Here is a 20723-nt window from a genome sequence, read left to right on the forward strand (position 1 = left end):
ATCAGTAACTTCGCCTCGTTACATCAAGCGTTGATAAAGGTCGCGGTAGGACTGCGCCGCAACGTGCCAGCCAAAGTCCATGGACATCGCCTGACGTTGTACGTAACGCCACAGGGATGGACGGGACCACAAGACGAAAGCACGCCGGATCGCCCGAAGCAGCGACCAGGCATTACTGTCCTCGAAAACAAACCCGCTGGCGATACCATCCGCCAGGTTTTCCAGGGAGCTGTCAGACACCGTATCCGCCAGCCCGCCCGTGCGGCGTACCAGCGGCAACGTGCCGTATTTCAGACCATAGAGCTGCGTCAGGCCGCAGGGCTCGAAACGGCTCGGCACCAGAATCACGTCCGCGCCGCCCATGATGCGGTGCGAGAACGCTTCGTGATAGCCAATCTGCACGCCCACCTGCCCCGGATGTTCCGCCGCGGCCGCAAGGAAACCTTCCTGCAATACCGGGTCGCCCGCGCCGAGCAGCGCCAGTTGCCCACCCTGCTCCAGTAATCCCGGCAGCGCTTCCAGCACCAGATCCAGCCCTTTCTGGCTGGTCAGGCGGCTGACCACCGCAAACAGCGGTACCTTGTCGTTGACCTTCAGCCCCATCGCAATCTGTAGCTGGCGCTTGTTCTCCGCTTTGTCCTCCACGGAGTCGCGTCCATAGCGCGCCGCCAGCAGGAGGTCCGTTTCCGGATTCCAGATCTGTTCATCTACGCCGTTCAGAATGCCCGACAGACGACCTTCACGGTGGCGCTGTTGCAGCAGCCCTTCCATACCGTAACCGAACTCCGGCTGGGTAATTTCACGCGCGTAGGTTGGGCTGACCGCCGTGATATGGTCGGCGTAGTACAGACCCGCCTTCAGAAACGAAATCTGTCCGTTAAACTCCAGCCCGTGCATGTTAAAGAACGACCATGGCAGATCGATGTCATTCATATGATGCGCGTAATACATGCCCTGATACGCCAGGTTGTGCACCGTAAACACCGATTTGGCCGGGTGCCCCTTCGCCGCCAGATACGCAGGAGCCAGCCCCGCGTGCCAGTCGTGCGCGTGCACCACGTTCGGACGCCAGAACGGATCCAGCCCGACGGCCATCTCCGCCCCCACCCAGCCGAGCAGGGCAAAGCGCAGCACGTTATCGGTATAGGCGTACAGGTTGGTATCGTGATACGGGCTGCCGGGTCGATCGTATAAATGCGGGGCATCAATCAGGTAAATCCCTACGCCATTGTAATGTCCAAACAGCAGGGTGATACGTCCCGCGAAGGTCTCGCGACGGGTAACAACCTTTGCATCGGGAATACCACGCCGGATATCCGGAAAAGCGGGCAACAACACGCGGGTATCCACCCCTCCGGCAATTTGCGCCGCCGGTAGTGCACCAAGAACATCCGCCAGTCCGCCCGTTTTTAACAACGGGAACATCTCAGAACATACGTGTAAAACCTGCATCATCGCTCCTGTTTGATTTGCAGCTTCCGCAACATTTCCCGTGTTACTAACACGATCCCCTCTTCCGAACGGTAGAAACGACGCGCATCTTCTTCCGCGTTTTCCCCAATCACCATCCCTTCGGGAATGACGCAGGCACGGTCGATAACGCAGCGACGCAGACGACATGAGCGCCCTACCCAGACATCCGGCAGCAGGACTGCCGAATCGATATTACAGAATGAGTTTATACGCACGCGCGGGAACAGCACGGACTGCACCACCACCGAACCGGAGATAATGCACCCGCCAGAGACCAGCGAGTTGAGCGTCATACCGTGGCTGCCGGAGCGGTCCTGGACGAACTTCGCCGGCGGCAGCGATTCCATATGGGTGCGAATCGGCCAGTTCTGGTCGTACATATCCAGCTCAGGCGTGACGGACGCAAGATCGAGGTTGGCTTTCCAGTACGCTTCCAGCGTTCCCACATCGCGCCAGTAAGGTTCCGCATTCGGATCGGACTGCACGCAGGACAGCGGGAAGGGGTGTGCATACGCCATGCCAGCTTTGGTAATTTTCGGGATAATGTCTTTGCCGAAGTCGTGACTGGAGTTCTCGTCTTTGTCGTCCTCTTCCAGCAGTTCATAAAGATAATCGGCGTCAAAGACATAGATCCCCATGCTGGCGAGGGATTTGGTGTCGTCTCCCGGCATGGTTGGCGGGTTCGCCGGTTTTTCGACAAAGTCGATAATCTTGTCGTCGCCATCTACATGCATCACGCCAAACGCGGTTGCTTCCGCAACAGGCACCGGCAGGCACGCCACGGTGCAGCGCGCCCCTTTTTCGACGTGGTCGATCAGCATGTGGGAGTAATCTTGCTTGTAGATGTGGTCCCCGGCGAGGATAACGATGTATTCCGCGTTGTAGCGGCGAATGATGTCGAGGTTTTGGGTCACGGCATCCGCCGTGCCGCGGTACCAGTTCTCCCCGTGAACGCGCTGCTGCGCCGGGAGCAGATCGACAAACTCGTTCATCTCTTCGCTGAAGAATGACCAGCCGCGCTGAATGTGCTGCACCAGCGTGTGCGACTGATATTGGGTAATGACGCCAATACGGCGAATGCCTGAGTTCAGGCAGTTTGACAGTGCAAAATCGATAATACGGAACTTACCACCAAAGTGAACGGCCGGTTTAGCGCGCTTGATGGTCAAATCTTTCAGACGGGTACCACGCCCGCCCGCGAGTATCAGGGCAACTGTTTTTAATGGTAGCTGGCGCGCCAACATTAACGGATCGTTCTTCTCTAATCTAACCATGACTAACTCCTTTTTTATCATCTTTGGAATACGCACACTCCGTGCGCAGGCCCGTGCCAGACAGCCATAACAACCGGATTATCCGCTCCGGCAAAGGGAGGAATGGCTCGCCACTCCCCGTCAGGTAAAACAATCTCTGCGACGTCATCCGTCGCGTTCAGCGTCACCAGCCACGCATCCGAAAGCAGGATTTGCAGACAGGGTATGCCGTGTTGCCACTCTTGCGCGCTTAACGGTTGCGCGTCTTTATTCAGCCAGCGAACGTTGCCGTCGCCCTCTTCCCACCAGCGGTCGGCGGTGAGCGCGGGGATGCGCTGGCGAAGATGGATCAGCGCCGCGGTGAAATGGGTCAGCCCGCTGTTCGCTTCTCCCCAGTCGAGCCAGGTCAGGGTGTTGTCCTGGCAATAGGCGTTGTTGTTGCCGTGCTGGCTGTGGCCGTGCTCATCGCCCGCCAGCAGCATCGGCGTGCCCTGCGACAACAAAAGCGTCGTCAGCAGCGCATGAACGCTGGCGCGTCGCCGCTCGATCACATCCAGACTTCCGCCTAACCCTTCTATACCATGGTTAAAGCTATGGTTATTGTTAGTCCCATCGCGATTCTCCTCGCCGTTTGCCTCATTGTGTTTCTGATTGAAACAAACGCAGTCGCGCAGCGTAAAACCGTCGTGCGCCGTCACCAGGTTAATGGTGGCCGACGGACGTTTGCCGTCACGCTTAAAGAGATCGCTGGAGCCGGCAAAGCGACCGGCAAACTCCCCCAGCGACAGATCGCGCGTCAGCCAGAAGCGGCGGACAGCATCGCGAAAGTGGTCGTTCCACTCGGCAAACAGCGGCGGGAAGTTCCCCACCTGATAACCGCCCTCGCCGATGTCCCAGGGCTCCGCAATCAGCTTCACCTTTGAAAGCACCGGGCAGTTTTTGATGGCCTCAAACAGCGGCGCCTGCTGGCTGAACGCCGGGGTGCGCCCCATCACTGGCGCCAGGTCGAAGCGAAAACCGTCCACGTGGAACGTCTCAACCCAGTATTTCAGGCACTCGTACGCGTAATGCGTAACGGCCGGATGACTGAGGTTGAGGGTGTTACCGCACCCGGTCCAGTTCTCGTAATCGCCGTCGTCCCTGATCCAATAATAGCTACGGTTATCGATTCCGCGCTGTGAGAGCGTCGGGCCGTCAAGATCGCTTTCCGCACTGTGGTTCAACACCACGTCCAGAATGACCTCGATACCCGCCGCGTGAAGCGCCTTCACCGCATCGCGAAACTCATCCCGCGCCTTCTCAGGATTCACCGCATAACGCGGATCGAGGGCGAACAACGCCAGCGGGTTGTAGCCCCAGTAGTTGCTTAACCCGAGACGCTGTAGCCGCGGCTCGCTGGCGAAATGCGCCACGGGCAACAGCTCCAGCGCGGTGATCCCTAAGTGCTTCAGGTACGCGACCATCGTCGGATGCCCAAGCGCTTTGTAGGTGCCGCGCATCTCTTTGGGAATTGACGGGTGCAGATACGTCAGCCCTTTGACGTGGGCTTCATAAATAACGGTGTTGCCCCAAGGCGTACGCGGCGGGGCATCGTCTTCCCAGTCGTAGAGATCGTGCATCACCACGCTTTTGGGCGCGACGGGCGCGCTGTCGCGGTGGTCAGGTTCGCCGTAGCCAACGTGGAACAGCGGGTCATCTTTAAACTCACCGTCCACCCGGTGCGCACACGGGTCAATCAGCAGCTTCGCCGGGTTAAACCAGTGCCCCTGAGAGGGCTCCCAGGGGCCGTGTACGCGAAAACCGTAGTGCATCCCCGGCCGTCCTCCGGCCAGGTAGCCATGCCAGGTATCCCCCGTGCGCGCCGGTAAATCGTAACGGTGCTCGTTACCTTCCCCGTCAAACACACAGAGTTCCACCCGCTCCGCATGGGCGGAAAAGAGCGTGAAGTTCACTCCCTTTCCGTCAAAACTCGCCCCGAGCGGTTCGGGTTTACCTGCCGTAAGCTGCGTCATTCTCCCTCCCGCACCAGCCAGATTGTGCCAAGCGGCGGCAGCGTCAGGCTCAGGGAGTTCGGACGGCCATGGCTTTCAATGGCATCGCTCTGCACCAGCCCGCCGTTACCCGCATTGCTGCCGTGGTAGTGCATGGAGTCGGTATTGAGAATTTCGCGCCATTTGCCCGGCTGGTTAATGCCGAAGCGGTAGTGTTCACGCGGCACTGGCGTGAAGTTGCTGGCGACGATGATCTCGTTACCCGCCTTGTCGCGGCGCGCAAAGACAAACACCGAGCGCTCGTGGTCGTCCACCACCAGCCACTCAAAGCCGTACGGGTCGAAGTCCAGCTCGTGCAGCGCTTTGTGGTGGCGATAGGTCAGGTTCAGGTCACGGACCAGACGCTGTACGCCGTGGTGCCAGTTGTCCGCGCCTTCCAGCAGATGCCAGTCAAGGCTGGTATCGTGGTTCCATTCGCGCCCCTGCGCAAATTCGTTGCCCATAAACAGCAGCTTTTTGCCCGGGAAGGCGAACATCCAGCCGTAGTAGGCGCGCAGGTTGGCAAACTTCTGCCACGCGTCCCCCGGCATGCGGTCGAGAATGGATTTCTTGCCGTGCACCACTTCATCGTGCGACAGCGGCAGCATGAAGTTTTCGGTGTAGTTGTAGAGCAGCCCGAAAGTGAGCTTGTCGTGGTGATACTGACGATAAACCGGGTCGAGCTTCATGTAGTCGAGCGTGTCGTGCATCCAGCCGAGGTTCCACTTGTACCAGAAGCCCAGTCCGCCCATTGACGGTGGACGGGAAACGCCCGGGAAGTCGGTGGACTCTTCCGCCATGGTCACGGCACCTTCCACCTGCTCCCCGATGATGCGGTTGGTGTTGCGCAGAAACTCAATCGCTTCGAGGTTTTCACGCCCGCCATACTCGTTCGGGATCCACTCACCCTCTTTGCGGCTGTAGTCGCGGTAAATCATCGACGCCACCGCATCGACGCGCAGGGCATCAATGCCGAAACGCTCGATCCAGTACAGCGCGTTCCCGACCAGGTAGTTCGATACTTCACGGCGACCGTAGTTGTAGATCAGCGTGTTCCAGTCCTGGTGATAGCCTTCGCGCGGGTCGCTGTGCTCGTAAAGCTTTGTGCCGTCGAACTCTGCCAGCGCAAAATCATCCGCCGGGAAGTGGCCCGGCACCCAGTCGAGGATGACGTTCAGCCCGGCGGCGTGCGCGGCATCGATGAAATAGCGGAAGTCATCGCGCGTGCCGAAGCGGCGCGTAGGCGCATACAGCCCGGTTGGCTGATAGCCCCAGCTGCCGTCGAACGGGTGCTCGTTGATCGGCAGCAGCTCCAGGTGCGTAAAGCCCATCCATTTGGCGTACGGCACCAGCTGGTCCGCCAGCTCGCGATAGCTCAGCCAGAAGTTGTTATCGGTGTGGCGACGCCACGAGCCGAGATGCACTTCATAGACGGAGATCGGCGCATCAAAGCGGTTAGCCTGCTTGCGCTCTTCCGTCTGGACAACCTTCTCCGGCAGGCCGCAAATCAGCGAGGCGGTATTCGGGCGCAGTTCGGCCTCAAAGGCGTACGGGTCAGATTTAATGCGCAGCTTGCCGTTGGCATCGATCATCTCGAATTTGTAGAGCTGACCGTTGTGCGCGCCGGGGATAAACAGCTCCCAGATGCCGGTTTCCCGGCGCAGGCGCATGGGGTGACGACGACCGTCCCAGTAGTTGAACTGCCCGACAACGGAGACGCGCTGGGCGTTTGGCGCCCATACGGCAAAACGCGTGCCGGTGATACCGTCCATGGTATCCGCATGGGCACCCAGCGTTTCGTAAGGGCGTAAATGGGTCCCTTCGGACAGCAGCCAGGCGTCCATCTCTTTTAAAAGCGGGCCGAAGCTATAGGGATCGTCAATCAGGTTTTGCTGACCGTGCCAGATAACGGCAAGCTGATAACGAAAAGGATTTTTACGGCGGGGCATGACGCCCGAGAAGAAGCCACGCGAGTCGAGGCATTCCAGATTACCCACCTTGCGGCCGGTTTTGGGTTCGATAACCCACACTTCTGTTGCATCCGGTAACAGCGCACGAACTTCCAGTCCGGCCTCTGTACGGTGCATCCCTAGCACAGAAAAGGGGTCGGCAAAGTGACCCGCAATAAGCGCATTAATCACGTCTCTCGAAATACGATCGGACATGGTATTCATCCTGTTTTTTTATGTCGCCCTTTTTACGCGCTCCGGGACGACTTTTAATGTGACCTAAACGGTGCAGTTAATCCTCTCTGCTCCGCCCTACCCTCAGGTGAGAAATAAATCTTCCTTAAAGCATAGCCAACGTCGTGGGTCCTCCTGATAAAAAATAAGACATCTGCGTTTTACTCCATGTAGTACGCAAAAAAAGGGGGTGACAATCACCCCCCGTGTTTAACAAATTATTACGCCAGCTGGCGCAGCATGCGGCGCAGCGGCTCGGCGGCACCCCACAGAAGCTGGTCGCCAACGGTGAACGCGGAGAGGTACTCAGGCCCCATGTTCAGCTTGCGCAGGCGGCCAACCGGGGTGGTCAGCGTGCCGGTGACGGCTGCCGGGGTCAGTTCGCGCATGGTGATATCGCGATCGTTTGGCACCACTTTCGCCCACGGGTTATGCGCGGCCAGCAGCTCTTCCACGGTCGGAATAGACACATCTTTTTTCAGTTTAATGGTGAAGGCCTGGCTGTGGCAGCGCAGCGCGCCGATACGCACGCACAGACCGTCAACCGGAATGGTGTTCGCGGTGCCGAGGATTTTGTTGGTCTCAGCCTGGCCCTTCCACTCTTCGCGGGTCTGGCCGTTATCCAGCTGTTTGTCTATCCACGGGATCAGGCCGCCGGCCAGCGGTACGCCGAAGTTATCCACCGGCAGCTCGCCGCTGCGGGTGAGCTGAGTGACTTTACGCTCGATATCGAGGATCGCGGACGCCGGGTCTGCCAGCTCGGCAGCGACGCTCTGGTGCAGCTGGCCCATCTGGGTCAGCAGCTCGCGCATATGACGCGCGCCACCGCCGGACGCCGCCTGGTAGGTCGCCACGGAGACCCACTCCACCAGATCCTGTGCGAACAGACCGCCGAGGGACATCAGCATCAGGCTGACGGTGCAGTTACCGCCAACAAAGGTTTTCACGCCGTTGTTCAGGCCGTCGGTGATGACGCCCTGGTTAACCGGGTCAAGAATAATGATGGCATCGTCTTTCATGCGAAGCGAAGAGGCCGCGTCAATCCAGTAGCCCTGCCAGCCGCTTTCACGCAGCTTCGGATAGATTTCGTTGGTATAATCGCCGCCCTGGCAGGTCACAATAATGTCGAGTGCCTTCAGCGCCTCCAGGTCGTAAGCATCCTGCAACGTGCCTGTGGTACCCCCAAAGGACGGTGCAGCCTGGCCGAGCTGGGAAGTGGAGAAGAAGACCGGGCGGATGGCGTCGAAATCGCGCTCTTCAACCATGCGTTGCATGAGTACAGAGCCGACCATACCGCGCCAGCCGATAAAACCAACGTTTTTCATAGCATTTTTTTCCTGCAAGGGGTGTGTGCTGATTGTGCAAGCCAGTATTGAACTGGGATATGCTTCACATTACAAAATGCTGCCAAAGTCGCAAGCGAAATTAATCGATGATTGCCCGGCAATCAGAAAAAGTGCTAATCATCGCAATGACCACAATAAGTATCAGGGATAATTTAAGATGAGTGAAATCATTTCCGCAGCGGTTTTATTGATCCTGATTATGGATCCGCTCGGTAATCTGCCGATCTTCATGTCGGTGCTGAAGCACACCGAGCCGAAGCGCCGTCGGGCGATCATGATCCGCGAGCTGCTCATCGCCCTGCTGGTGATGTTTATCTTCCTGTTCGCCGGTGAAAAAATTCTCGCTTTCCTGAACTTACGCGCCGAAACGGTCTCCATTTCCGGCGGGATCATTTTGTTCCTGATTGCCATTAAGATGATTTTCCCGAGCGCGGAGGGCAGCAGCAGCGGCCTGCCTGCGGGTGAAGAGCCGTTTATCGTGCCGCTGGCGATTCCGCTGGTCGCCGGGCCAACGATTCTGGCCACGCTGATGCTGCTGTCGCATCAGTATCCGAATCAGATGAGCCATCTGGTGATTGCCCTGCTGATCGCCTGGGGCGGGACGTTTATTATCCTGTTGCAGTCGTCGCTGTTCCTGCGCCTGCTGGGTGAGAAAGGGGTGAACGCGCTGGAGCGCCTGATGGGGCTGATTCTGGTGATGATGGCAACGCAGATGTTCCTGGACGGGATCCGAGCGTGGATGAAAGGATAGGTAAAAGCAAAACGGCAATCCTTGATTGCCGTTATTAGTGTTTGCTCCCTCTCCCCGTGGGAGAGGGAGAACACCGGGATCAGCTCAGCAGCGTAAACGCAATCATCCCGACAACCGCACCCGTCGTGCCGAGGATGGTTTCCATCAGCGTCCAGGTTTTCAGGGTTTGCGCTTCGGTTGCGCCGGTAAATTTACCGAACAGCCAGAAGCCTGCATCGTTCACGTGAGACACCACAATCGAACCACCCGCGATACAGATAGAGAGCGCCGCCATCTGCGCGCCGGAGTAGTTCAGCTGTTCAATCACCGGCATTACCAGACCCACGGCGGTTAAGCACGCCACGGTCGCGGAGCCCTGAATGATACGCACCGCCGCGGCCAGCACAAAGCAGGTGACCGCAATCGGCAGGCCCATTCCGGTCAGCGCTTCGCCCAGCGCCGGGCCAACGCCGGAATCCACCAGCACCTGCTTGAACACGCCGCCCGCCCCGATCACCAGCAGGATAATCCCCGCCGGTTGCAGCGCGGCACCACAGATCTCCATCACGCGGTCTTTCGGCATGCCCTGACGCATTGCCAGGCCGTAAATCGCGACCAGACACGCCACCAGAATCGCAGTGAACGGATGACCAATAAATTCGAACCATTCGTAAGCGGTTGACCCCACCGGCACAAAGCGTGCAGCGATGGTTTTCAGGCCCACCAGCACCAGCGGCAGCAGGATCAGCGACAGACTGAAGCCGAAGGACGGCATTTTACCCTCGCCCAGGTGCGGCTCGGTGATGTCGTCCGGAATGTGCAGCTCAACGTAACGGCTGATAAAGTTTCCCCACAGCGGACCGGCGATAATCATCCCCGGGATCGCCGCACACAGGCCAATCAGGATCATCCAGCCAAAGTCAGCATGCATCTGGGAGGCCAGCAGCATCGGCGCAGGCCCCGGCAGCAGGAACGCCGCCGCCGCCGCCACGCCCGCAAACAGCGGAATGACCAGCTTCACGAGGTTAGTACCGGTATGGCGCGCCATGGAGAATGCGACGCTTATCAGCAGCACAACGGCCACTTCAAAGAACAGCGGCAGCGCGCAAATCAGACCGGCCAGACCAATCGCGTAGTGCGCACGGCTGTGCCCGAAGGATTTCAGCATCTTGACCGCAATCTGATCGACCGCGCCCGTCTCGTGCAAAATCTTGCCAAACATCGCGCCCAGTGCCACCACAATGGCCAGGAAGCCGAGCGTGCCGCCCATCCCTTTTTCCATCGTCGCCGCGATTTTGTCGAGCGGCATGCCGGAAAAGAGACCAGCACCAATAGAAACCACCATCAAAGCAACGAAGGCGTGCATACGTGCCTTCATCACTAAAAACAGCAGCAGCAATACGGAACCCACTGCTGTCAAAACTAGCGTTAATGTACTCAAAACTTACTGCCTTTTATTAATAACCTCGATGGTGCTGGCAACAACACCTTCCAGCGGCTGATCGATATCAACCACTAAGACATCCTGCTCGTCAGCACCCGGCTCCTGCAACGCTTCGAACTGCGTTACCAGCATCTGGGTTTTGAAGAAGTGGCCTTTACGCGCCTTCAGGCGGCTTTCAATCACCCCGAAATCGCCTTTCAGGTAGATGAAAGAGAGGTTCGGGTTGCCGTCGCGCAGCAGGTCGCGATAGGTTTTTTTCAGCGCGGAACAGACGATCAGGGAGACTTTATTGGTGCGCTGCATCGCGAACGCGGCGTCATTCAGCGCCTGCAACCACGGTTTGCGGTCGTCGTCGTTCAGCGGCTCGCCGGAAGCCATTTTCATGATGTTGCTACGCGGATGGAGGAAGTCACCATCAAGAAACGCAGCCTGGAGTTGATGCGCCACTTCGCTCGCCACGGCAGATTTACCGCTACCGGACACGCCCATCAGGACGTAAACGTGGTGATCGTGATTAGTCGTGCTCAAAGGGTGTCCCTCAGTCAATTGTTACGGGTAACAGTTATCGGTAACATTGTCCTGCCGGGGCATAAGAGAAGCAATATCCAAACGTGCGCGAAGTGAATAAGTGTGAGCTACTTCAAATTTGTCGGATTAAATAGATCCACCCGGTGACAAGGTGAAACCTAAATCTAACATTTTAGGGGTAACTGCCTCACCACGAATGCGCGCCAGCAGGCGTTCTGCACCAATGCGGCCCATGCGTTCACGCGGGGTCAGGACGCTCGCCAGACGCGGCTCCATCACCTGGCCAATGTCGTGGCCGTGGAAACCGGCAATCGCCATATCATCCGGGATTTTTAAACCCAGACGCTGGCACTCAAACGCCGCGCCGACCGCAAGGTCATCGTTGGTACAGAAAATACCGTCCAGTTGCGGATACTCGCGTCGCGCCTGACGCATCAGCTCAATACCCGACGTGTAAGAAGAAGATTGCTCCACCATCACGCTGTACGGGGTTAAACCGGCGTCGAGCATCGCCTGCTCGTATCCCTTCTGTTTGATGATAGTACGTTCATCCAGACGCGCACCCAGATAGGCCACATGGCGATGACCGCGGGCGATGATCGCCGCCGTCATCTGACGCGCCGCTTCAAAGTTATCGAACCCCACGGCGATGTCGAGGCACGGCGACTGGCTGTCCATCAGCTCCACCACCGGAATGCCTGCCACTTCAATCATTTTCAGCGTGCGCGGGGTGTGAGTACGTTCCGTTAAAATCAGGCCGTCGATGTTCCAGGAAAGCATCGATTCAAGACGTTCCTCTTCCAGTTCCGGCTTGTACCCGTAGTGGGCGAGCATGGTCTGATAGCCAAACGCATCGGTGACGCTTTCGATGCCACGCAGCACTTCGGCGAATACCTGGTTGGTTAAGGAAGGAAGCAGGACACCCACCGCACGGCTGGTCGCATTGGAGAGAATATCGGGCGCGCGGTTGGGGATATAACCCAGTTCATCAAGGGCGGCGGCAATCTTGCCACGCAACGCCACGGAAACCTGTTCCGGGTTACGTAAAAAACGGCTGACCGTCATTTTGGTCACACCGACGCGATCGGCGACATCCTGAAGTACGGGGCGTTTCTTTTTCATCGTCCTGAGAAATCTTGAAGTGAGAGATTTGCTCAGTTTATCACGGACAAAGCTCAACCTTCCCCGTTTAAAGGGAAGGTTGAGAAATTATTTAGACCGGCGGCAGGTCAAACAGCAGAATTTCACTTTCGCTGTCGGCATGCACGGAGAGCGCCTGCTCATCCCAGACGGCCAGACCATCGGCGGTTGTCGCTTTGGTGCCATTGATGGACACCTCCCCTTTCACCACCTGGATCCACACGCGGCGGTTGGCGGCGATCTGGTGCACAGACTGTTCATCTTTCGCCAGCGCCCAGCGGTACAGCTCCATATCCTGATGCACTTTCAGGGAACCTTCACGCGCATCCGGCGAGAGCACCAGCTGTTTGCCCTGTTTCGCGTCGAAGCGGCGCTGCTCGTAGCGTGGCGTGATGCCGGTCTCTTCTGGAATGATCCAGATTTGATACAGGTGCAGTTTTTCCGTTTTGCTCGGGTTGTACTCAGAGTGACGCACCCCGGTCCCCGCGCTCATAATCTGGAACTCGCCCGCCGGAACCTGCTCTTTGTTGCCCATGCTGTCCTGGTGCTCAACCGCCCCTTCCAGCACATAGGTCAGGATTTCCATGTCTTTGTGCGGGTGGGTACCGAAGCCCTGGCCTGCATCAATCACGTCATCGTTAATCACGCGCAGTGCGGAGAAGCCCATGAAGTTCGGGTCGTAGTAGTCGGCAAACGAGAATGAATGCCATGAGTCCAGCCAGCCATGATTCGCGTGACCACGTTCGTTTGCTTTGCGTAAGTAGATCATTGTTTTCACCCTCAGTTCGTTTCGATGGAGTAAGTGTGGACGCAAACGCCCTGGGATCATAGAGGGTGAAAATTGACTCCTCTGTTCAAAAATTGTGAACAAGCGCAGAGGAGCCGTTTTTGCTTATTTCGCGAGGGTTACCGTGGCAGGAGAAGCCTGTTCGAAGGCCCGTTCGAGGATTTCCAGGTTGGTCAGAACGTCAGATTCCTTGACGTAATTCGCCGTGCCGTTTGTGAGGGTCTCAAACAGCGCATCATAGACGCGTCCATAGTCGCCCGTTTCCGGCTTCAGCTCTTCCCTGACCGTCACGCCCTCGTCGTTCACGTACTCCATCACGCCCACGGAATCATCTGCCGCAAAGCCCGGTTCACCCGGCATGATATTGGCCTTCAGGCTGGTCTCCTGCTGGTCAATGCCGTACTTGATAAAGGAGCCTTTCTTGCCGTGAACGATAAATTTCGGGTAGTCGATTTTCACCAGATGGCTGGTTTTCACGATGGCTTTGAGATCGCCGTAGAACAGCTGTGCTTCAAAGGTATCGTCCGGGTTGGCCTTATTGCGCAGGCTGCGGATGTCATACGCCACGTGGTCCGGGCGGCCAAACAGGGAAATAATCTGGTCCATGGTGTGCACGCCCAGACCGTAGAACGACCCGTCCTGCGGCAGTCCGGGCTGGGTTTCCGCCACCGGGCGGTAGTAATCGAAGTGGCTTTCGATTTCCACGATCTCGCCGAGTTTGCCGCTCTCAATCGCCTTTTTCGCCGTCAGGAAGCAGCTGTCAAAGCGTCGGTTCTGGTACGGCGTGACGGTCAGGCCTTTGCTTTTCGCCAGCGCAAAGAGTTCCTTCGCTTCGGCGATGGTCGGAGTGAACGGTTTTTCCACCAGCACGTTTTTACCTGCTTCCAGCGCGCGTTTCGCGTAGTCAAAGTGGCTGTCGGCGTGGGTACAGACCACCACCAGCTTCACCTGCGGATCATTTAACACTTCATCAAGATCGCTGGTGAAATGAATATGGGAATACTGCGGAGACTGTTCTTCCGGCTTCGCGCTGCGGCGGTAGATATGAGCGACGTGCCAGGTCTCTTTACGGTTGAGAACATACGGAAGGTGGTAACGCGTGGTGCTTTTGCCAAATCCAATAAATGCGCAGTGTAGTGTCATGGCTCAGTCCTTTTTCGAAGGTTGCTGAGTCTAACCATAACAAAAAAAAAGCCAGCTAAAAGCTGGCTAAAGTAATACTGGAAGCAATGTGAGCAATGTCGTGCTTTCAGGTTCCCGTAGAAGGTCTTCCTGAACGCAGAGCAATAATAATCATTCTCATTCGCACTTGTCCAACACTTTTTGCAAAAAATAGCGATTGACTCAACTTTTAAAGTCACTGATGTTGGAGGGGACTTTTAACTGACTGAGGAACAAGGAATGAGTGAGATAGTGATACGCCACGCTGAACCGAAAGATTACGACGCCATTCGTCAGATCCACGCCCAGCCGGAGGTGTACCACAACACGCTACAGGTTCCTCATCCTTCAATGGAAATGTGGCAAATGCGGCTAGGCGAACAGCCGGGCATTAAACAGCTGGTTGCCTGCATTGATGATATCGTGGTCGGCCACCTCACCATTGATGTCGCCCAGCGACCACGCCGCAGCCACGTTGCCGATTTCGGTATATGCGTTGGCGCAGAGTGGCATAACCGCGGCGTGGCCAGCGCGCTGATTCGCACCATGATCGATATGTGCGACAACTGGCTGCGCGTCGACCGCATCGAGTTAACGGTGTTTGTGGATAACGAACCGGCAATCGCGGTGTACAAAAAGCACGGGTTTGAGATTGAAGGCACCGGCAGGCGCTATGCCCTGCGCAACGGCGAGTATGTGGATGCGTATTATATGGCGAGGATGAAGTAATGAGTTGCCGGGTGGCGGCTTCGCCTTACCCGGCCTACGTCCGTGCCGTTGTAGGCCCGGTAAGCGCAGCGCCACCGGGCAACAAAATCAATACCCCGCCGTTAAATCATCCACCGAACGCGGGTCCGACGCGCCAAACAGCGCGCCATCCGGTCCGACCATAATGCTCTGGGTGCTGCCCATCGCCTCCTTCACCGCCACCTTCTGCCCGCGCTGCTCAAGCAGCTTGAGGGTGTCCGGGCTAAAGCCCTTCTCCACGCGCAACTCGTCCGGCAGCCACTGGTGATGGAAACGCGGCGCATTGGTCGCTTCGGCGACGTTCATCCCAAAGTCGATGCTGTTCACCACCATTTGCAGTACGGTGGTGATAATCCGGCTCCCGCCAGGGCTGCCGGTCACCAGCCAGGTTTTGCCGTCTTTCACCACAATGGTGGGCGACATGGATGATAGCGGGCGCTTCTTCGGCCCTACCGCATTCGCATCGCCGCCGACCAGGCCGTAGACATTCGGCACGCCCGGCTTGGCAGAAAAATCATCCATCTCGTTGTTCAGCAAAATACCACTATTGCCCGCCACAATCCCGGTGCCAAAGGTGGTGTTAAGCGTGTAGGTCACCGCCACCGCGTTTCCGTCTTTGTCCACGACCGAGAAGTGGGTGGTCTGGTTACTTTCATACGGCGCCAGCTTGCCCGGGCGGATCTCGCTCGACGGTTTAGCCTTGTTGATGTCGATCTCATCGGCAATCGATTTGGCATAGGCTTTGTTGGTCAGCGCCTGCCACGGCACCTTTACGAAGTCCGGGTCGCCGAGGTATTCCGAGCGGTCAGCGTAGGCGCGCTTTTCCGCCTCGGCCATCACCTGCATGGCATCGGCGCTACCGAAGCCATACTTGTGCATATCGAAGTTTTCCAGAATATTGAGGATCTGCACGATGTGAATGCCCCCGGAAGACGGCGGCGGCATGGAGAAGACCTCGTAGCCGCGATAGGTGCCACTAATCGGCTCGCGCTCCACCGCCTTATATTCCGCCAGATCCGCTTTGGTGATCAGCCCGCCGTTCTTCTGCATCTCATCCGCAATCTGATCGGCAATCGGCCCCTTATAGAAGGCATCCGGACCGTTTTCGGCAATCAGTTCGAGACTTTTTGCGATGTTCTTCTGCACCAGCTTATCGCCCTTCTTCAGCGGCTCGCCGTCTTTCCAGAAGATAGCCTTGCTGTTCTCATGATTGGGAATAACTTCGCTGCCGTAGGTTTTGAGGTCGTCCGCCAGCGCGTCGTTGACGACGAAGACGTCGCGCGCCAGCCTGATGGCAGGCTGCACCACTTTATTCAGCGGCAGCGTGCCGTATTTTTCCAGCGCCAGCGAGAACCCCGCAACGGTGCCCGGCGTGCCGGAGGCAAGGTGCGAGGTCAGGGATTTTTTACTGTCCGGATTGCCCTGATCGTCGAGGAACATATCGCGGGAGGCCTGGTTCGGCGCCATCTCACGGAAGTCGATGGCCGTGGTTTTACCGTCTTTGGTGCGCAGCATCATAAACCCGCCGCCGCCCAGGTTCCCCGCCTGTGGATGCGTCACCGCCAGCGCATATCCCACCGCGACCGCCGCATCCACCGCGTTACCGCCCTGTTTAAGAATATCGACGCCCACCTGCGTTGCCAGCGCATCAACCGAGGCCACCATGCCGTGCGTCGCCCGCACGGGGTGAAAAACATCCTCCTCCACGCCGTAAGAGACCGGTGGAGCGGCGGGCGGGTTGGCCGCCACGGTAAATGTGCCGCCTGCCATCAGCGCAGCGATGGCGACCCAGCGCAAAAAGGTTGGTTTCATCATTATTGTTCTCCAGGTGAAGGGGCCCATATTCCCCGCTTAAGCCTGGTTCACAACTCTTAAAAAATCATCGTTATGCCGGAATGAGGGTAAACTTAAGAGAAGCCTCAAAGGAGGAGATAACCATGAAACGATTACTGATCCTGACCGCGCTGCTTCCGTTCGCCGCGCTCGCACAGCCAATCAACACCCTGAACAACCCGAACCAGCCGGGCTACGTCATTCCGAGCCAGCAGCGTATGCAGACGGAGATGATGAGCCAGCAACAGCAGCAGAAAGGGATGCTCAATCAGCAGTTAAAGACGCAGACCCAGGTGCAGCAGCAGCACCTGCAAAACCAGATGAATACCAACACCCAGCGCGTACAGCAGGGCCAGATGCTTGAACAGCCGCTGCCTAATGCAAACGGTGGGATGTTAGGAGGCGGAGTATCGCAAAGCAGCGGTCAGCAGCACATGCTGCCGACCCAGCAGAACGGCAGTATGCTTAATAAATAAAGTTCGGCCCGATCTGGTCAATCGCATCGGTACAGATGCTGTCCACGCCCCAGCGCAGCAGCTCGGCTGCACGCTGGGGTTTGTTGACGGTATACACCAGGATATGCAGACCGGCCTCCTTCAACAGCGTCACGCGCGCTTCATCCAGCAGCTTATGGTTGAGGTGGATCGACACGCAGCCTAAGCGGGTCGTCAGCGCGCGCCAGTCTTCTCGCCACGCATCCAGCAGCAGCCCGCGCGGCAACTCCGGAACGGCGGCCTGTGCGGCTTCCAGCGCGTCGATATCAAACGACGACAGCAGCGGCGCGGTCATCCCTTCCCACAGCTCACGCGCGGCAAGGGCAATCACTTTACCCGTCAGCGGCCCGGTGCCGGTGGTCGGTTTGATTTCAATATTGGCCATCATGCCGTGTTGACGACAGCGGTCCGCCACTTCCGCCAGCAGCGGCAGCGGTTCGCCTTTGAATTCGCCGCTGAACCAGCTTCCGGCGTCCACCTTCAGCAGGTCACGCCACGGCAGTTCACCCGCCACGCCCCAGCCGTTGCTGGTGCGTTCGAGGTTGTCGTCGTGCAGCAGGAAAATTTCGCCGTCCTTCGATAGCTTGGCGTCGAACTCGATCATCGTGTGGCCGTAGCGTGCGCCAACGTCAATTGCCGCCAGGGTGTTTTCCGGCGCCAGTTTACCGCCACCACGGTGGGCGACGATGTGGGGGTAAGGCCAGTTGCTCATACTCGTTGTCCTGTTTCACCGTCAAATAAGTGCAGGTGATTTTCCGGCATATGCAGCCACAGCGTGCTGCCTGCTTTCGGGCGCTCCTGATGCGGCAGACGCACTACCAGCTTTTGCTCGCCCCAGCGTCCGTGCGCCAGGTTGTCTGCGCCCAGCATCTCCAGCGTGTCCATCACCAGCGGCACGCCGCCGTCCGCCTGAGACGTCAAACCAATATGCTCGGGGCGGATACCAAGCGTCATCTTACGCCCGGCGTAGCCACGATAGTACCAGTTGATCGGCAACGCCATCCCGCTTTCCAGCTCGAAGTGGGTTCCCGCCGCATTGATCCGCCCGTCCAGCAGGTTCATCGCCGGGCTGCCGATAAAGCTCGCCACAAAACGGCTGGCCGGTTTCTCGTAGACTTCCACTGGGGTGCCAATCTGCTCGGCGATGCCTTTGTTCATCACCATCACGCGCTGGGCGAGGGTCATGGCTTCAACCTGATCGTGGGTCACATAGAGGGACGTGGTTCCCAGCCGCCGATGCAGCTGCTGTAGCTCAAGACGCATCTGCACGCGCAGTTTGGCGTCGAGGTTTGACAGCGGTTCGTCGAACAGAAATACCGCCGGATCGCGCACGATGGCGCGCCCCATCGCCACGCGCTGGCGCTGGCCGCCGGAGAGCTCGCGCGGGCGACGCTTGAGCAGGCCGTCCAGCTCCAGAATGCGCGCGGCCTCTTTCACGCGCTCCTCGATATGGCCTTTGCCCATACCGCGAATTTTCAGCCCCCAGGCCATGTTCTCTTCCACGCTCATGTGCGGATAGAGGGCGTAGTTCTGGAATACCATCGCGATGCCGCGATCTTTGGGTTCCATCTCGGTAACGCGCTGGCGGTCAATCCAGATATCCCCGGTCGTCACACGCTCCAGCCCGGCCACCATACGCAGCAGGGTGGATTTTCCGCAGCCGGACGGGCCGACCATCACGATAAATTCCCCGTCCGCCACGTCGAGCGTCAGCGGCTGAATGACCTGGGTTTTGCCGTCCCAGCTTTTGGTTACTGCCTGTAATTTTAAACCTGCCATCTTATTTCTCGCTATCGACCAGGCCGCGGACAAACGCGCGCTGCATGGCTAAAACAATGACTACGGGTGGGATAAGGGTGAGCAGCATCGCCGCCATCACCTGGTTCCAGAGGGTGGTGCCTTCGCCGGTGGCGATCATGCCTTTGATGCCTGCCACGGCGGTGCCGAGGTTGACGTCCTGAACGATCAGCAGCGGCCACAGATACTGGTTCCAGCCGTAGATAAAGGTGATCACAAACAGCGCCGCGAGATTGGTTTTCGACAGCGGCAGCACGATGTCGCGGAAGAAGCGCATCGGCGAGGCCCCGTCAATGCGCGCGGCTTCAATCAGCTCATCCGGCAGGGTCATAAAGAACTGGCGAAACAGGAAGGTGGCGGTCGCCGAGGCCATCAGCGGCAGGGTCAAGCCCGCGTAGCTGTCGAGCATCTTCAGGTTGGCGATCACCTCCACCGTCGGGAAGATACGCACCTCCACCGGCAGCATCAGGGTGATGTAAATCATCCAGAAAAACAGGTTACGCAACGGAAAGCGGAACCAGACGATGGCGAAGGCCGAAAGCATCGACACGGTGATTTTGCCGACGGTGATGCCGAACGCCATGATGAAACTGTTGAGCATCATCAGCCAGAACGGCGCGCTGTTAGCGCCCACGCCCTGCGTCCAGATAGTCTTCATGTTCTCGAAAAGATGCGTGCCTGGGATCAGCGTCATTGGCGTGTCGAACACCGCTTTGGTGTCCAGCGTGGCGGCGACAAAGGCCACGTACAGTGGGAACAGGATGACGAGGATGCCCAGGATTAGCAGGGTATGGCTGAAAATCGTCAGCCCGCGACGGTTCTCAATCATTGGTAGCGCACCTTACTTTCGACATAGCGGAACTGCACCACCGTGAGGATGATGACGAGGAACATCAGCACGACCGACTGTGCAGCAGAGGCTGAGAGATCAAGCCCGGCAAAGCCCTCGCGGTAGATCTTGTAAATCAGCGTGGTGGTTGCCTGCACCGGGCCGCCCGCGGTGGCGGCGTCGATCACCGGGAAGGTGTCGAAGAAGGCGTACACCAGGTTCACCACCAGCAGGAAGAAACTCACCGGGGCGATCAGCGGCAGCGACAGCCGGAAGAAGCGGCGCACCGGCCCTGCGCCGTCGATGGCGGCGGCCTCCACCAGCGAACGCGGGATAGACTGTAGCGCGGCAAAGAAAAACAGGAAGTTATAGCTGATCTGCTTCCACACCGAGGCGAACACCACCAGGAACATCGCCTGACCGCTATTCTGGGCGTGGTTCCAGTCATAGCCAAACTCACCCAGGAAGTGGGTAATCAGCCCGCGGCCCGGGTTAAACAGGAAGATCCACAGCACGGCGGCCACGGCGGGAGCCACGGCGTAGGGCAGCAGCATCAGGGTCTGATACAGACGGCTGCACCGTACTACGTAATCCACCAGCGCGGCGAAAAACAGCGACGCGACAAGACCGCTGACGGTGACCAGCGCGCTGAATTTGATCGTCGTCCAGAAGGAATCCAGGTAGTAGCTGTCGTGGAACAGCGCGGTAAAGTTGTCCAGCCCGACAAACTGGCTGGAAAGCCCGAACGGATCGACGCTTTGTACCGAGTACCACAGCGCTTCGCCCGCAGGCCAGATAAAGAAGATGACGGTGATGACCAGCTGCGGCGCGACCAGCAGATACGGCAGCCAGCGGGAACGGAACACCGGACGGGATGATGACATAGGTTAGCTCAGGTTGGTTTCCCCTCACCCCGTCCCTCTCCCAAAGGGAGAGGGTTAGTGAGGG

Annotated in this window: 18 protein-coding genes; 3 read left to right on the forward strand and 15 right to left on the reverse strand. The window is 58.0% G+C overall.

The annotated features are described in order from the left end of the window. Positions 1–18 precede the first annotated feature (18 nt). The 5 genes from glgA to asd all read right to left on the reverse strand — a co-directional run bounded on the left by glgA (position 19) and on the right by asd (position 8264). Complete coding sequence (gene glgA, locus O1724_RS21525; protein ID WP_022649646.1) at positions 19–1452, reverse strand: glycogen synthase GlgA; 1434 nt, start codon at positions 1450–1452, stop codon at positions 19–21. Continuing rightward, positions 1452–2747 carry a glucose-1-phosphate adenylyltransferase gene (glgC, locus tag O1724_RS21530; RefSeq protein WP_003861582.1) on the reverse strand — a complete coding sequence of 432 codons (1296 nt, stop codon included), beginning with the start codon at positions 2745–2747 and terminating at the stop codon, positions 1452–1454. Before glgC ends, glgA begins: the two co-directional genes overlap by 1 nt. Positions 2748–2764: 17 nt before the next feature. Further along, the gene (gene glgX / locus O1724_RS21535; RefSeq protein ID WP_023323833.1) at positions 2765–4738 is read right to left on the reverse strand and encodes a glycogen debranching protein GlgX; all 1974 of its coding nucleotides are present in this window, start codon (positions 4736–4738) and stop codon (positions 2765–2767) included. Continuing rightward, positions 4735–6921 (reverse strand): 1,4-alpha-glucan branching enzyme, encoded by a 2187-nt coding sequence (gene glgB / locus O1724_RS21540; protein WP_100154389.1) that lies wholly within the window; start codon positions 6919–6921, stop codon positions 4735–4737. The genes glgX and glgB overlap by 4 nt, the downstream gene beginning before the upstream one ends. 239 nt (positions 6922–7160) lie before the next feature. Next, positions 7161–8264, reverse strand: coding sequence for an aspartate-semialdehyde dehydrogenase (asd, locus tag O1724_RS21545; protein ID WP_003861575.1), 1104 nt, complete (start codon positions 8262–8264; stop codon positions 7161–7163). 178 nt (positions 8265–8442) lie between these two features. Between asd and yhgN the strand changes: the two genes are divergently transcribed. Beyond that, positions 8443–9036: an NAAT family transporter YhgN gene (gene yhgN / locus O1724_RS21550; protein WP_003861574.1), complete on the forward strand. Its 594-nt coding sequence runs from the start codon at positions 8443–8445 to the stop codon at positions 9034–9036. A 79-nt stretch (positions 9037–9115) separates the two neighbouring features. Here yhgN and gntU read toward each other — a convergent pair whose 3' ends face one another. The 5 genes from gntU to O1724_RS21575 form a co-directional block, all read right to left on the reverse strand. Beyond that, positions 9116–10456, reverse strand: a complete 1341-nt coding sequence (gene gntU / locus O1724_RS21555; RefSeq protein ID WP_003861572.1) for a gluconate transporter — start codon at positions 10454–10456, stop codon at positions 9116–9118. A gap of 3 nt (positions 10457–10459) precedes the next feature. Beyond that, positions 10460–10987: a gluconokinase gene (gntK, locus tag O1724_RS21560; RefSeq protein WP_003861569.1), complete on the reverse strand. Its 528-nt coding sequence runs from the start codon at positions 10985–10987 to the stop codon at positions 10460–10462. Between the two features lie 126 nt (positions 10988–11113). Then, entirely contained in the window at positions 11114–12109 is a 996-nt protein-coding gene (gene gntR / locus O1724_RS21565) for a gluconate operon transcriptional repressor GntR (protein ID WP_003861567.1), read from the reverse strand. A 91-nt stretch (positions 12110–12200) separates the two neighbouring features. Then, a complete protein-coding gene (locus O1724_RS21570) occupies positions 12201–12896 on the reverse strand; it encodes a pirin family protein (RefSeq protein ID WP_003861565.1) in 696 nt (231 codons plus the stop codon). 123 nt (positions 12897–13019) lie between these two features. After that, positions 13020–14057 (reverse strand): oxidoreductase, encoded by a 1038-nt coding sequence (locus tag O1724_RS21575; RefSeq protein ID WP_045349861.1) that lies wholly within the window; start codon positions 14055–14057, stop codon positions 13020–13022. A gap of 258 nt (positions 14058–14315) precedes the next feature. Between O1724_RS21575 and yhhY the strand changes: the two genes are divergently transcribed. Then, a complete protein-coding gene (gene yhhY, locus O1724_RS21580; RefSeq protein ID WP_003861561.1) occupies positions 14316–14804 on the forward strand; it encodes an N-acetyltransferase in 489 nt (162 codons plus the stop codon). A gap of 87 nt (positions 14805–14891) precedes the next feature. Here yhhY and ggt read toward each other — a convergent pair whose 3' ends face one another. Further along, positions 14892–16637: a gamma-glutamyltransferase gene (gene ggt, locus O1724_RS21585; protein WP_479983907.1), complete on the reverse strand. Its 1746-nt coding sequence runs from the start codon at positions 16635–16637 to the stop codon at positions 14892–14894. A gap of 122 nt (positions 16638–16759) precedes the next feature. Between ggt and O1724_RS21590 the strand changes: the two genes are divergently transcribed. Beyond that, positions 16760–17131, forward strand: coding sequence for a DUF2756 family protein (locus O1724_RS21590; protein WP_022651960.1), 372 nt, complete (start codon positions 16760–16762; stop codon positions 17129–17131). Here O1724_RS21590 and ugpQ read toward each other — a convergent pair. The 4 genes from ugpQ to ugpA are packed head-to-tail and all read right to left on the reverse strand — an operon-like array spanning position 17121 to position 20659. After that, the gene (ugpQ, locus tag O1724_RS21595) at positions 17121–17861 is read right to left on the reverse strand and encodes a glycerophosphodiester phosphodiesterase (RefSeq protein ID WP_045336146.1); all 741 of its coding nucleotides are present in this window, start codon (positions 17859–17861) and stop codon (positions 17121–17123) included. The two genes, O1724_RS21590 and ugpQ, sit on opposite strands and share 11 nt — an antisense overlap. Further along, positions 17858–18928, reverse strand: a complete 1071-nt coding sequence (locus tag O1724_RS21600; RefSeq protein ID WP_414539579.1) for a sn-glycerol-3-phosphate import ATP-binding protein UgpC — start codon at positions 18926–18928, stop codon at positions 17858–17860. The genes ugpQ and O1724_RS21600 overlap by 4 nt, the downstream gene beginning before the upstream one ends. A gap of 1 nt (position 18929) precedes the next feature. After that, positions 18930–19775, reverse strand: coding sequence for a sn-glycerol-3-phosphate ABC transporter permease UgpE (ugpE, locus tag O1724_RS21605; protein WP_479983908.1), 846 nt, complete (start codon positions 19773–19775; stop codon positions 18930–18932). Beyond that, positions 19772–20659, reverse strand: a complete 888-nt coding sequence (ugpA, locus tag O1724_RS21610) for a sn-glycerol-3-phosphate ABC transporter permease UgpA (RefSeq protein ID WP_126297150.1) — start codon at positions 20657–20659, stop codon at positions 19772–19774. The genes ugpE and ugpA overlap by 4 nt, the downstream gene beginning before the upstream one ends. Positions 20660–20723 lie beyond the last annotated feature (64 nt).

This window comes from Enterobacter cloacae complex sp. HYC074_NIDB, assembly GCF_056673345.1.

What these genes read in the sequence shown, in the direction of transcription:
- glgA (WP_022649646.1), bottom strand. Translation starts at nt 1,452, where the DNA reads ATGCAGGTTTTACACGTATGTTCTGAGATGTTCCCGTTGTTAAAAACG.
- glgC (WP_003861582.1), bottom strand. Translation starts at nt 2,747, where the DNA reads ATGGTTAGATTAGAGAAGAACGATCCGTTAATGTTGGCGCGCCAGCTA.
- glgX (WP_023323833.1), bottom strand. Translation starts at nt 4,738, where the DNA reads ATGACGCAGCTTACGGCAGGTAAACCCGAACCGCTCGGGGCGAGTTTT.
- glgB (WP_100154389.1), bottom strand. Translation starts at nt 6,921, where the DNA reads ATGTCCGATCGTATTTCGAGAGACGTGATTAATGCGCTTATTGCGGGT.
- asd (WP_003861575.1), bottom strand. Translation starts at nt 8,264, where the DNA reads ATGAAAAACGTTGGTTTTATCGGCTGGCGCGGTATGGTCGGCTCTGTA.
- yhgN (WP_003861574.1), top strand. Translation starts at nt 8,443, where the DNA reads ATGAGTGAAATCATTTCCGCAGCGGTTTTATTGATCCTGATTATGGAT.
- gntR (WP_003861567.1), bottom strand. Translation starts at nt 12,109, where the DNA reads ATGAAAAAGAAACGCCCCGTACTTCAGGATGTCGCCGATCGCGTCGGT.
- O1724_RS21570 (WP_003861565.1), bottom strand. Translation starts at nt 12,896, where the DNA reads ATGATCTACTTACGCAAAGCAAACGAACGTGGTCACGCGAATCATGGC.
- O1724_RS21575 (WP_045349861.1), bottom strand. Translation starts at nt 14,057, where the DNA reads ATGACACTACACTGCGCATTTATTGGATTTGGCAAAAGCACCACGCGT.
- yhhY (WP_003861561.1), top strand. Translation starts at nt 14,316, where the DNA reads ATGAGTGAGATAGTGATACGCCACGCTGAACCGAAAGATTACGACGCC.
- ggt (WP_479983907.1), bottom strand. Translation starts at nt 16,637, where the DNA reads ATGATGAAACCAACCTTTTTGCGCTGGGTCGCCATCGCTGCGCTGATG.
- O1724_RS21590 (WP_022651960.1), top strand. Translation starts at nt 16,760, where the DNA reads ATGAAACGATTACTGATCCTGACCGCGCTGCTTCCGTTCGCCGCGCTC.
- ugpQ (WP_045336146.1), bottom strand. Translation starts at nt 17,861, where the DNA reads ATGAGCAACTGGCCTTACCCCCACATCGTCGCCCACCGTGGTGGCGGT.
- O1724_RS21600 (WP_414539579.1), bottom strand. Translation starts at nt 18,928, where the DNA reads ATGGCAGGTTTAAAATTACAGGCAGTAACCAAAAGCTGGGACGGCAAA.
- ugpE (WP_479983908.1), bottom strand. Translation starts at nt 19,775, where the DNA reads ATGATTGAGAACCGTCGCGGGCTGACGATTTTCAGCCATACCCTGCTA.
- ugpA (WP_126297150.1), bottom strand. Translation starts at nt 20,659, where the DNA reads ATGTCATCATCCCGTCCGGTGTTCCGTTCCCGCTGGCTGCCGTATCTG.